Genomic DNA, 12,021 nt, shown 5'->3' with positions numbered 1-12,021 from the left:
TGACACACCACCAACACACACCTAATCATGACATGAACACACATACTACAACGTTGTAGTATGTGTGTTCATGTCATGATTAGGTGTGTGTTGGTGGTGTGTCACTTTAGCACATGTGAAATTTGTCACTTTATCCGTTTGTGTTTATTTTGTGTCATGCTATACTAGGGTTTGTGGATTAATTTAATTCTGTCACTTTATAGAGGTGTAATATGAAGAAACTACCAGAGGGCTACAGCAATATATTAAGCTGGTGCCTGCGAGAATTAGCGCGCATCGAGCGAATGAAGATTACCACTGAACAGAAGAGCAAAAAGGCTGAGCAGGTCGGGATTATTGTCTCTAAGCAGTTACACATAAAAGTAGCCGATACTAGGCCTATCAATGAAGAAGATGACTTTGAGGTCACGCCAGAGGAGCATGTTACCGCCACTACGTATAACCGATATTTGACACGATTTAGACGTGATTTAGAAGAGGCTGGGGTAATGGCCTTTGATATCGACGAACAGATAGAAAGCGTAGCATCTGGCGCAGGTCGATATAAAAAATCAGTACTTGAACTAAAAGGCAGTACCTACAAAGAGACTTTAGACAACATTCAAGCATTGATTAAAAAGTCACAAAATATACTGGCTAGAAGTAAAGCCGATTCAACAAAAAAGACGCTTGAATCATTGATAAAAAAACTGGAAGACCTAAAAAACCCGTCCTTGATTAAATTACAAAATGCCATACTGTTTAAGATAGTACGCACAAAGACCGAAAAAGGGAACATGGGAAAGCGCGAGAGTGCCCGTAAGGACAAGTATCAGGAACGACCTAGACCATTCTCTGGCCTTGATATGATTACTATCATTTATCGACTGATAGCAACCAAAAACCCCAAATGTCAAACCATAGCACTGGCATTAGCCAGTGGTAGACGTTGTAGTGAAATATTGCACTTTGGTAAGTTCGACAAAGCAAACAACTCTAGGCTGCTATTCTCTGGCATGAGAAAGGCAAAAAAGAAAGCAACTAAAGAATTTAAAATCCCCGTTTTAATCGAGCCTGAATTGTTTTTAGAGACGCTTAAAAACGTGCGAGAAAGTGACTTTATTTCAACGCCTATTGAGCGTTTAAAGGAAGAGGGCTTGCACGATGCAGAACTGGCGCGTCGATTGAACGGCTACACGGCACCGACCCTAAATAAGCTTATTAACGATGAACTGAATAAGGGAAAAGACGAACCGACAAAGTGGGTATTTAAAGATACTCGCGCTATCTATGCGCGCCTCGCTTACGCCAATTACTGCGCAAACATGAAGCACGCAGGTAAATCACCAAAGCAGGAATTAATCTTCTTCCGTGAGTCACTGCTACATACCGACACTAACGAGACGCTTAGTTATTTGCAGTTTCGAATCACCGATGAAGACGCACTGACGGCCTACAACATCAAAAAGGCCAAGGAGGAGGGAAGCAAAATCAAGTTCTACGAACAGTACGAGCTTATCCGACCTCTAGAAAAACGCGATGACGTTATCGAAAATCGAACAATGAGGCGTGTTGTTCCTATGCTGGTGGAATGGCTCAAGGCGAACGGTGAGGCGAGTATCGATACTGGATTCTTGCGTAAGCACTTCGGTGGTGTTCGTGGCACGCTCACCAAACTACTAGAGCTTATAAAATCCGTGAATGCTCATGAACCGCGTTTGGTGGTTAAGGAGCAGAAGAAAAAAACGCAAAAACTCATAACTAAGCAGATAGAAGTCGAAGTGACCTACACGTTCGTTAAACGCGAACTGGTGGACGTACAGCTTAAAGAGGGTGCAAGTGATGAACAGTGGGAGCGTGCGATAGCGAACGCTGCGGAAAGCTATGTAGACGACACAAACTATAACTTTGATTCATGGGACGCTAACGACTTCGATATTGAGCACATGGTGGTAGATGAATATGAAGAGGAGATAGAGTAATGCAATCATTCACTATTCAGTATTTAGACTTCGACGGGAAGCGAATTGCACAAGATATCGCTTTTTTGAATTCAGTAGACGAAGCGAAAAAATATGCAGATGAAAGGCGACCGGTTGATACCCTCTTCATCAATATTAAAGAATCTATTCTATGCACTTACGTAGCGAAAAAAGTGGGTAGTTCGTGGTTTGGGGTGTGATGCAATGAACCTAGAAATACCTATCGGAATACAACGACGCATGAGGCGACTTATCGACGAACTCGACGGTTCAAAAGATATCGAGCTATCGAAAATCTACAAAGACATTGACGCTTATTACACAAAAACCGTAGCCCCTCACGCAGCGTGTAAGAAAGGCTGTTCGTTTTGCTGCCATGTACCCGTAGAGGTCACACAGATTGAAGCCTTGCACATTGCAGAAGAAACGGGGAAAAGGTTAACACGTCCAAGAAAAAATAAGCCTCGACAACCAGACAATACCGCTTGTCCATTTCTGAAGGATAACCAATGTTCAATTTATCGAGTAAGGCCGTTAGCGTGTCGCGTTTTTGCCTCTCTCGATAGCGCGACACACTGTATTAATGGGAACCAGTACCACCTAATAAACAATATTGAAAGCTATCGACCGACTAGATGGATAGGGAACTTGTTTATACACGCGAGTGAAGAAATGAATGGTGCAACCTATGCCGACATTCGAGAGTGGTTTAAACACGAGAAAAGGGAGGATTCAAAGTAATGCAAGCTTTTAATATCAAGTATCGGAACGCTGACGACCAAACCATTAAACAGGAAACGATCTTTATGGGGACGCTGACAGGGGCAAAGGTCAGCACGGCAGCGTTCGCACCATCGGGAACCGAAAGCATCGTTATCACCAATAGCTTAGATTTGGTGGTAGCCACAGAACGTAACGGAAAATGGAGTAAAGAATCATGAACAATCAAAGGCCAATTGATAAAGGCCGTCTCGTGTATATCGCAGAACGCTATCAAACAAACACAATCGGACAAGACAATCAGCCGATGACGAAGAATCGCTATGCCTCTGTAGGCCGTGCGACTCTATGGCCTAACAAGCCAAATTCAAATATGCCAAATATCGAGATTGAAATAGATACTATGCCTATCAATCAATCTCAATCACCGCTCAAGCTGTTTGTGTTTTGGGATAGTGAAGACACTAGAAACCAATGAAGCGGAAAGCATCAAGACCCAAAGACCAAATGAAGCCCGTAATACTGGAAATACTCACTGATAGCGAACTGCGTAAATTCAAGTGCAGAGCCTATCAAGTAGCCAGTATCAGAAAGCGGATAGAGCGCGATAGCCCTATCCGTGGGGTTTTAGTTACCGAAATCAAACGAGAGGAAAGAGAGTGAAAACACTAAAACAACTAGGTATTGCAAGCCTAATACTTCTTAGTTTTCCAGTATTGGCTAATGGTCAGCACTGGAAGTTTAACGAAAATAGTGGTAGTGGATATGTAGGAGCAAGTACAGATATAAGTAAATCTATTTGGATCTTACCTAATGAAACGGCCCATTACAAAGATTCGGTAAGGTTCACGCTTAGTCAAATATCAGACGGAATATGTACATGGCAACACGAACAAGAGAAACGAGTTTTGAAAGTAAATAAAAAGCTAGTCAAATTCACATATGCAGGCTGTCAAAACGTTAGTACATCTAATTCGATTGTCTCATTTATTCCATCAACCAATAAGGGGAATCATTACATTTTGAACCAATTTGAGAAAAAAACAGCAGTGAGTATTGATGGTAACAATTACTCAGCTATTGGATTTATTGACACGCAAAAAAAAGTAATAGCACGAGAAAAAGCAGAAGAAAACGCACTCTAACTTACTTGCTCACAGCATTAAAAACTAGAAAACCACGGATAGCTCTGTTTGTGGTTTTTACTTGATATAGCTTGACTGTTAAAATTCAATAATTAATCAAAGAATCAAAGGTGAATTAATGGGTGGTAGAGGCGGAAAGCGTGAAGGTGCTGGTAGGCCGTTGGGTTCAAAAGATAAACGAACCAACATACAAAGCCTATCTATAGACGATCTTAAAGCGATTGTTAGCAAGCTTGAGGAGCTAGGCGAAGGTCTAGATTCTCTTACCACTCAGCAAGTAGACCAATTGATTTACGGCAGGCTACTACTTCAAGCTTCACAAGGTGACTTCAAATCACAACAATTAGTACTCGATAGATATGTAAAACGCGCTGGTACAAAGGACAAGCACGAAATACAGCCTATAAGCATAACTAAGAACGCAGCCCCATATATCCAACTTAACGAACTGCTTAATGAAATAGCGGAGGGTAACGTAGATGTAGAAGCAGCTACACTGCTTGAACGGCTGATAGTCAAACGTGCAGACCTTGTAAGTCATGAGATCAAATCAGAACTTAGTAAGCACATGAACATCGATGGCAAAGTAGTTAACGAAGACAACATTAAACGTCGTGGTGTAGATGGAATGAGCGAAGAACTGGAGGACAACATTAGAGGCATACTACTAGGTGTAAGCCCTGAAAAACTGTCCCAAGAAAGACAGTCAAAAGTGAATAAAGCTATCGAAGATAGCGTAAACAAGTACACTGATAGAGTACTAGCATTCTTAGAAGCTGAAAGCACGAAGAAAAAAGGCTTAACCGAAGAAACAGTAAGAAAATTAAAGCAAGAAATACTAGGAATAGAATTATGAACAGCGAACAAGCAAACCAAGTGATAAAGAACATGCTTTCAGTCAACGAGAAAGCCAAACGAATCAACCAAGAACTCAAAGACAAAGGCTATAACCCTGAAAAGCTGAAAGAGGCCACGGAGGTATTGCTAAAAAGGCTGAAAAGCAAGCACGGCAGTTAAGAAACAAACGCGCTGTAAGCTCATTTTAGCGCGTTAAACTAATCGAGCACACAAACCACTACTAAACATCAAAACACCTCACTGCGTCCAATACACGCGATTCTAGCGACACTTTCACAGCAAACACTACACATAAGCGTAGCGCATCGCCTCAGATGCAAGCGAAGCCATGCCGTAAGGCATATAAGGAAGCGTGAGCGCGACCGATGCACCAAGCCCCTGATCCATTCGAACCGTGGCACGGCCTCAAAGGGGCGCGGTCAGTCATTCGATGCTGTAGCCAGAATTTCACCATCCCATTTCCTGCCAGACATGGGGTGTCGGGGCGTAGCCCTGACGGTGCACTGTACTTATCACTAGTGGATATGTTGACTTGCGTAGCCTCGATCTAAAGTGGTTTTCTTTGAATCCTGTTACATCTGTTACATATCCCTCCATTTTGTTACACCTCAATCTGTATATATTGTTGTTATCATTGTATTTTTTCATTTTGTAACAGAAGTAACGAATGTAACAGCGTATTTTTTACTTCCACGAGAGTGTTTTTTTTGTGATCTATATCATGTTTTTTCTTGTTACTTCAATTCTAAATTTATGGCTGTTACACCCGTTACACATGTTACACTTTTCGTAAGTCATTGTTAAAAAACAAAAAAACCGTAACAGATGTACGGTTTTTTACCCTTATTTGTAACGCTTGTAACAGTGTCTATGTTTTTAATATTGCGTAGTACCTACTATTAGATGTTCCAATTCGTTTTTGTTTCTTCCATCCATCATTCGGTTTATCTAAAATTCCAGCTTCATAGCATGCTTTTGCCGCGTTACTAGCATTATGACCAATATTTATTAATTCCCATCCAGAATCATGAATGTAGTAAGTTGTTACTCCTGCCTTAATTTCTACATATCCGTAATGGTCTTGTGTATGAAGTTTTATAGGTTGCTCATGCTCACCAATACCAAGTTGTGCAAAGTGGATATGCCCTTTTAAGTCTAAGAATTTCCTAACTCGTTCTACCGCTTTCTCTTTCTCTGTAGATTGAGTTCCACCACGTGTAGGTAGTACGCATTCGAACCACCAGCGCGACACGGTTTTATAGATTGTCTTAACGTCCCAACAAGTTAGCCCTGAGCGTGTGGCTAGTTCGCCAGCAACAATCAATAGAGCGATGCTTTTAGCCATACGTCCTATTTGCCCGTCCGCGTTCTCTGGCGTTAGTGATTTGGTGAGCGTGTCTACACGCTCCATAATTTTAGTGTGCTGCTGGTAGTCGTCCCCCACGTTCTCAGCTAGCCACTTGATAAACTCAGTACCAATGACACCTGACGCTTTAGGCGTGTATTTACTGCCAGATATACCCGTTTGTTGCTTTAGGTACTCTGCGAAGTCTCGACCGCTATCAAACTCATGTAGAGAGTCAAAACAGCCGTACTTGAATATATCGGATTGACCCTCGATAAAACGTACCGATAGACCGCCAGTGATTTGCTTGTCAGCATTTGATAGAAAGTCATTAAGCGTCATTTCACCAGTCGATAAAGCGATTAGTGAAAATGACCGTATACGCTGCGGTGAGCCGTCCTTGTTCGAACGTGCTTTACCTTGTCCATTAGAGAGCATGTAGGCGGTTTGATATGCGTCCTTTGGTGTTGATTGACCCAATTCATCGAGAGACGCGCCTATATGGTTTAGTGCTTCGAACTCGCTTTCCTTTGCATTGTCAGTACCTCGCCAGCTTCCTTTCTCTTGCCCCATGATTGACGCATACACACCAATAGCAATTGTCTTACCCTTTGAGCTTTCACCCATGATGTGAGGGATAAAGCCATCCTCACCTAATAGGCCAATCAGAGGCGAACCAAATCCAGCGCAAGCAGCCATCATAAGCACGGGATTGTCGATGCAATACTTACCGATGCTGTCATTCCAGATTTCAATAGTTCCTACCAGTTTAGGCGGTTTTGAATGGTAGTTAGTGGACTGATAAACGATCTCTTTATCGCCTACGATATGGTCGGGAAATACAAAGCACCCATCATGCCAGCCTGTTTTTTCAGTGTACAAAATGGCTTTGGTTTGAACGGGTAAAGAGTCTTGCAAATACTGCATGAATAAGCGTTTGCTTTTAGCGTCATGGTTTAGCGTTGGCATTCTCTGGCGTTGCAGTGATTCAGCTATAACCTTGAAGTCTTGAGCTAGTATTGTTTGAGGGTATACCCATGTTCTTAAGCGTCCCTCAAGATCTAACCATTGCAGCCTAAAGCCTCCCTCGTTGCGGTCTTCACTGTGAGTTAACGCAGTGACGGCAAGGGAGCTACATATAGGTGTTTCTACAAGCCTTTCATCACCACCGATATATTTTATCTCTTGATGCACTATCAAGCCGTTATGAGCATCGTAGATGTAGTCACGTGGTAGGTGATTTTCTATTCCAAACATTACGCCTTTAGTGACGTTATCGGTTGAATGGCTGTCACTGTCTAGTGTCGCGCCCTCTGCAACCTTATTTTTATTTTTCATGTTCTTTTCCTAGTTAACCGGTTAAGGGCGCAAACAAGCGCGCACGAACTAACAGCCTTGAAAGGCCATTTGAATCAATAACCAGTTTTTAGGTGAAGTTAATGAATCGAGTACTGGACTTTTTGGGTGAACCGTAGTTAGTCACATGATTGTCTTTGTCATGCTCTTTATTTGGTTCGCTCTTTTCGTCTTGTAGAACTCTATAAGGTGGGGTTTGACTAACAGGCTTGCACCTGTAAAGGTCTAGCCATTGTTCGATAAATTCATTGGTTAGTTGAGAGGGTGTTAACCAAAAGCTTATTTCTTCTGCTTCTTCCCATAGCTGATCATCCAAGTTTTTAGGCTTGTTTGAATGGTCAATGCCAAGGTGCTTATATTGTTGCTCTTTCAGTAAAGAGAATATTCTTTGTTGGTTAAATTTTCTTTTTTGCTCGTCCATGTCTGGCCTCAGCTTGATTTTTGTCTCAAGATTCGCCAGAATTCAACCTGATAGATGTTGGTTCTGGCGAATCAGTTATGAGGCTCTACAGATTGCCGTCTGTGGAGCCTTTTCCGTTCATAGGAGTATTATTGTACTCATGCTTCAAAATCGATCCACGCCTTACTTAAACAGAGCTATATCTATTGAATCAGGACAGCCCATTTTCTGATCTATTCTTTTGTTTACCTATATCTTCAAGAAAATAGGTATTTTACCGCAGCGAATCCAACTGCAATCCCTATCCCTAAAAGTAAGCGTTTCATCCATTCAGTATCTTTTTTTGACTCAGCCTTGAATTCAGCAATATCACGTTTGAGATCTAATATGTCCGCCTTGGTTGCTATGTGAGTCTCAAGCATTACTAGTTGATTTTCAGCTAATACTTCCGCCTGTTTTTCATCCATACCAGCAGCTTTTAAGTCTTTTACAAACTGGTGGGTATTAAACAACTCAGTTTTGATCATGCGTTTGTCCTTGCTTGCTTGCTCTCACGAGCTAGTTTTTCTGCTGCTGCTTCAAGAAACCAATCTGTAAGTGTTGGCTTTTTTCCCTTGGTTTGAATGTGAGCTTCTCTTGATTTATCAATACGCTCATTAAGTGTGTAAGGAATGTTAATACTTGCTTTCTTGATCATGTTTACCTCCATCAATCAGATGAATTAATCATACTGTATAAAACAACAGTTTGCAAGATGCTACAAAATAATATTAAATATCATAATAAAGCCCCTTGCTAGCGTCTAAACAAACAAGGGGCATATCCACCAGCAACCTAAAGGAGAATGCTGATGAACGCACAAATACTACGCCAGAACTACGGCGTTAAGCAAATCACTATTCATGCCATGTCTGGACGTGATTTTAAAGCCCTGTTAAACGCACTTAAACAGGCTGCTAAAGCCACAAGCAAAGGAGGGCTTTAGTATGAAGGCAACGACATCTACGAGCCAGCCAATGCTTGTAATTGATTGGAATGCTTACGACTTCGAGGCTCATGCTATCGGTGGGATTGAACTAATAATTGAACTAATTCGTTATAATGAAGATCTTCATTGTATAGACCCTGAAAGATTGGCATTAGCTCTATCTGGCAATATGGACATATTGAAAGCATCCAGAAAAGCTATAGACAATCATTCAGCCTAAAATAATGGGCTATATGCCCATTTTTTTTGAAACACTACGCACCTCTAATTCTAGTGGAAATCGCACCACCATTGTCCGCGTCTTCAAATATTGCAGCTTTTGAAGCGCTAACCGCTTTGTCTATTATGAAATTGATTTGTTTTTGTCCGTCACGGTCTATTGACTCTTCAACACTAACAATTGAGTCCGTCTTGTTATCGACGTTAACAGAAACATGCACACCACCATTAGATTTAGCACTCGTTCCGCCAGTTCCGTGCATGGCACTTTTCATCTGGTTCATTACGTCTACCATCCATCGAAAGTTATCCGCTTGAGTAGGATTCAATACCATCTCATTGGCTTTGAGTAACCAAGTACCTTCGTTTTCTTTAGGTATCTTATTAATACCATCGTGTGCCATGCCAGTAATGGTTGTGCCTGCTGCAATTCCGATAGCAGCACCACCAGAGGCAAGAACGGCAGCACCCATAAGTTGACCATACGGTGGCGGATATGCTGATAATGCTTTCGTGTAGGCTTGATTTGTGTCAATAACCATAGATGGAATAGCAGCTGCTTTCTGGATTGCGAAGAGTGTTTTATATGCTGCTTTCTGCTCACCACCAGATTGCTTTAAAAAATTAGTGGTCATGGATAGCTGATTCGAGATAAAGCTTGTTGTGTCAATTTGAGCCTGTTTTTGAGCTGCTAGTCGTCTCTTTTCAGCGTCGTCTTCTATCTTAGTTAGCCTTGCCTCATGATCTAATCTAAGTGCTGTTCTGGTATTGAAGTAGTCCTTTTCAAGCTGAGTTCTAAGGTCATTATTACCCTTGGCCTGCGCGTATGCTCTATCAAACTGATCTTGTAATCTATCGAACCTATCAGAATAGGCATACTCCTCTTCGATTTTTTCCTTGTTCTGGAAGTCCGCTTGTATCGCTAGCCTTTTTTGATAATCCTCATTGATTTTGTCAGAGGAATTGTAATAGGCGTCAATAGCGTTTGATTTCGGACTAGACAATAATTGACTTGCACCTAATCCACTTGCGCTTCTCATATCAAGTGTCTTGGCTCGTTCAATAGCTAGTTTTTGGAACTTTTCTCTCACATCCTTGTACCATTCTTCCATTGCCTCTTTTGGAAGTGGTTTTGATGCTAGAGTTCTTAATTCCCAAAGTGCATCACTGGCATCGAGTTTTGCATTGTTGATTGCGACTGGGTCAAAGATAACTGGCGGAGGCATGTTAGAAAATTTTCTTAGTTTGTCTGCCATGTTTTCCGCTTCATCACTCACTAATCCAGCAAGGTCTAGAGTTCCCTGCAATGGACTCACTAAGGCTTTAAAAATATATTCAGCCGTATAATGAAGAGTGTTTATCATTGCTTGATTAACAATCATGAATGAAGCTTTAAAGCCTAGCCATGCAACATCTATTGACTTTATGATTAGCTCCAGTCCTCTATATGAATTGGCTAGGTACCCAATACCTGTTATTGATGAATGTATGCCATCGGCCATAACACGATTCATACCGCCGTTCTGTTTGGCGTACTCAACAAATAAATTAGCCATTCCTCCAATGGCTGGTGCAAGTTCAACGGTAAGTGCCTGGATACTTGCACGTGTAGTTTCATTGACTTTAAACATTGCATCATTTGCAGCTTCGACCTTTGCAGCATCGACACGGTTAAGGCTTATGCCTAATTGCTCGGCTTCTCTAGCCATGCTATTTAGTCCATTTGAACCGTTCTCAAGCATATTAACCATTCCGACGCCCTCGGTATCAAAAAGCTTAAAGGCTAATCTAACACGGTCACTCTGACTGTTAACATTTTGGAAAGCATCAGCCACGGCTTTTAGTTGCTGCTCTGGCGTCATCCTAGATAACTGTCGTGCGTCTAAACCCAGTTGTCTTAGTGCTGGTGAGGCTGTGCCTGCGCCTTGTGCAGCTTCTGATATGCGCCTTACCATTCTTTGCAGACTTGTATCTAGATTGTTTGCTCCTACGCCTGTTAGTTCTGCTGCATATCTAAACTCTGTTAGTGCTTGTGTAGTTACGCCAAGCTTGTCAGCTTGCTTGGCTGTTTGGTCAATAAGTGTAGCCTGCTGTTCTATCATGCTCTTCATGCCATTTATTCCAGCAAGTGCAGCAAAGCCACTGGCAAGTTTAAAAAGATCGCCTTTAAGCGAGCGTATGGCAGATGATGCAGTGTTCGTTTTATCACTAAGTTGCTTTACTTGTGATGCACCAATCTTTGATGAGTTGCCGAATTTTTTAACCTCACTGTCAGCGCCTTTCACTTCATTAGCGAATCGTTTTGTGTCAGCGTCAAACCTGAGTGTAAGCTTTAAATCACTAGTCATTGACATGTGGAAAACCTCTTTGATTTTTATATCTATATTGTACACTAATTTTGTATATTTTTTGCTCTATATTTCTCTTTGTTTTTATAGTCCAAATTTCAACCATAGTAACGGACGTTAAGTTAATCTGGCTTTATGTAGAGCTTTGAAGCTACTGTTTTACACGGGTAATCTGTGTTGTTTTTTGGTCTTTTTGTGGCGTTTTTCTTGATACATGCAAAGACACCATGTTTTTCCTAATTTTACGGTAAATATTCAAAACTAATCTAAAGGCATTGCTATGTAAGGGATTGCTATTTTTAGATAGCCGTAAGATAACCAAAATAAACATTGTTTTTTGATTAACTTTTGATTTCTGGTTGAACTGTGTCACCTTTTGACCTCTGCTTTATCGCTTGTGATAGCCTCTGTGTCACCCTTATTTTTTCCTCTGTTTTACCTTATTTCCCACTTGATTTACTTTGATTTATTGAGTGCAGGATTGCGTGACAGAATGCAAATACAACAATAGCATAATACAGAGTGACACATAGTGAATACACAACCAAAAGAATGACACAACCCCAACACACAAACATGACACACCACCAACACACACCTAATCATGACATGAACACACATACTACAACGTTGTAGTATGTGTGTTCATGTCATGATTAGGTGTGTGTTGGTGGTGTGTCA

General features: G+C 41.4%; 15 protein-coding genes. 10 read left to right on the top strand and 5 right to left on the bottom strand.

The window, feature by feature from the left end; genetic code table 11:
• Window positions 1–212 precede the first annotated feature (212 nt).
• The 8 genes from HW45_RS02700 (at window position 213) to HW45_RS29460 (ending at window position 4,843) form a co-directional block, all read left to right on the top strand.
• Complete coding sequence (locus HW45_RS02700; RefSeq protein ID WP_038224529.1) at window positions 213–1,961, top strand: protelomerase family protein; 1,749 nt, start codon at window positions 213–215, stop codon at window positions 1,959–1,961.
• Complete coding sequence (locus HW45_RS02695) at window positions 1,961–2,161, top strand: hypothetical protein (protein WP_038224527.1); 201 nt, start codon at window positions 1,961–1,963, stop codon at window positions 2,159–2,161. The genes HW45_RS02700 and HW45_RS02695 overlap by 1 nt, the downstream gene beginning before the upstream one ends.
• 4 nt (window positions 2,162–2,165) lie before the next feature.
• Window positions 2,166–2,702 (top strand): YkgJ family cysteine cluster protein, encoded by a 537-nt coding sequence (locus HW45_RS28205; protein WP_051867690.1) that lies wholly within the window; start codon window positions 2,166–2,168, stop codon window positions 2,700–2,702.
• Complete coding sequence (locus HW45_RS02685) at window positions 2,702–2,902, top strand: hypothetical protein (RefSeq protein WP_038224525.1); 201 nt, start codon at window positions 2,702–2,704, stop codon at window positions 2,900–2,902. Before HW45_RS28205 ends, HW45_RS02685 begins: the two co-directional genes overlap by 1 nt.
• Window positions 2,899–3,159: a hypothetical protein gene (locus HW45_RS02680; protein ID WP_038224523.1), complete on the top strand. Its 261-nt coding sequence runs from the start codon at window positions 2,899–2,901 to the stop codon at window positions 3,157–3,159. The genes HW45_RS02685 and HW45_RS02680 overlap by 4 nt, the downstream gene beginning before the upstream one ends.
• A 181-nt stretch (window positions 3,160–3,340) precedes the next feature.
• Window positions 3,341–3,826: a hypothetical protein gene (locus HW45_RS02670; protein WP_038224519.1), complete on the top strand. Its 486-nt coding sequence runs from the start codon at window positions 3,341–3,343 to the stop codon at window positions 3,824–3,826.
• A gap of 118 nt (window positions 3,827–3,944) precedes the next feature.
• Entirely contained in the window at window positions 3,945–4,682 is a 738-nt protein-coding gene (locus HW45_RS02665) for a hypothetical protein (protein WP_038224518.1), read from the top strand.
• The gene (locus tag HW45_RS29460) at window positions 4,679–4,843 is read left to right on the top strand and encodes a hypothetical protein (RefSeq protein ID WP_160171186.1); all 165 of its coding nucleotides are present in this window, start codon (window positions 4,679–4,681) and stop codon (window positions 4,841–4,843) included. The genes HW45_RS02665 and HW45_RS29460 overlap by 4 nt, the downstream gene beginning before the upstream one ends.
• Before the next feature lie 709 nt (window positions 4,844–5,552).
• Here the strand turns inward: HW45_RS29460 and HW45_RS02660 are convergent.
• The 4 genes from HW45_RS02660 to HW45_RS29455 all read right to left on the bottom strand — a co-directional run bounded on the left by HW45_RS02660 (window position 5,553) and on the right by HW45_RS29455 (window position 8,482).
• Window positions 5,553–7,367 (bottom strand): DUF927 domain-containing protein, encoded by a 1,815-nt coding sequence (locus HW45_RS02660; RefSeq protein WP_038224517.1) that lies wholly within the window; start codon window positions 7,365–7,367, stop codon window positions 5,553–5,555.
• Window positions 7,368–7,455: 88 nt separating this feature from the next.
• The gene (locus HW45_RS02655; RefSeq protein ID WP_038224515.1) at window positions 7,456–7,806 is read right to left on the bottom strand and encodes a hypothetical protein; all 351 of its coding nucleotides are present in this window, start codon (window positions 7,804–7,806) and stop codon (window positions 7,456–7,458) included.
• 236 nt (window positions 7,807–8,042) lie between these two features.
• Complete coding sequence (locus HW45_RS02650; protein ID WP_038224512.1) at window positions 8,043–8,312, bottom strand: hypothetical protein; 270 nt, start codon at window positions 8,310–8,312, stop codon at window positions 8,043–8,045.
• On the bottom strand, window positions 8,309–8,482 hold the full coding sequence (locus HW45_RS29455; RefSeq protein WP_160171185.1) for a hypothetical protein: 174 nt from the start codon (window positions 8,480–8,482) through the stop codon (window positions 8,309–8,311). Before HW45_RS29455 ends, HW45_RS02650 begins: the two co-directional genes overlap by 4 nt.
• A gap of 153 nt (window positions 8,483–8,635) precedes the next feature.
• Here HW45_RS29455 and HW45_RS30155 point away from each other — a divergent pair, with 153 nt between their 5' ends.
• Window positions 8,636–8,770, top strand: coding sequence for a hypothetical protein (locus HW45_RS30155; protein WP_268745534.1), 135 nt, complete (start codon window positions 8,636–8,638; stop codon window positions 8,768–8,770).
• 1 nt (window position 8,771) lies between these two features.
• Entirely contained in the window at window positions 8,772–8,993 is a 222-nt protein-coding gene (locus HW45_RS02645; RefSeq protein ID WP_038224510.1) for a hypothetical protein, read from the top strand.
• Between the two features lie 34 nt (window positions 8,994–9,027).
• Here the strand turns inward: HW45_RS02645 and HW45_RS02640 are convergent, their stop codons facing one another.
• Window positions 9,028–11,346 carry a hypothetical protein gene (locus tag HW45_RS02640; protein ID WP_038224508.1) on the bottom strand — a complete coding sequence of 773 codons (2,319 nt, stop codon included), beginning with the start codon at window positions 11,344–11,346 and terminating at the stop codon, window positions 9,028–9,030.
• Window positions 11,347–12,021 lie beyond the last annotated feature (675 nt).

Source organism: Vibrio sp. ER1A (assembly GCF_000733315.1).
GTDB classification, from domain to species: domain Bacteria; phylum Pseudomonadota; class Gammaproteobacteria; order Enterobacterales; family Vibrionaceae; genus Vibrio; species Vibrio mediterranei.
Note: the sequence above shows the minus strand (reverse complement) of the source record. Positions and strands in the feature narration are given on the sequence as shown.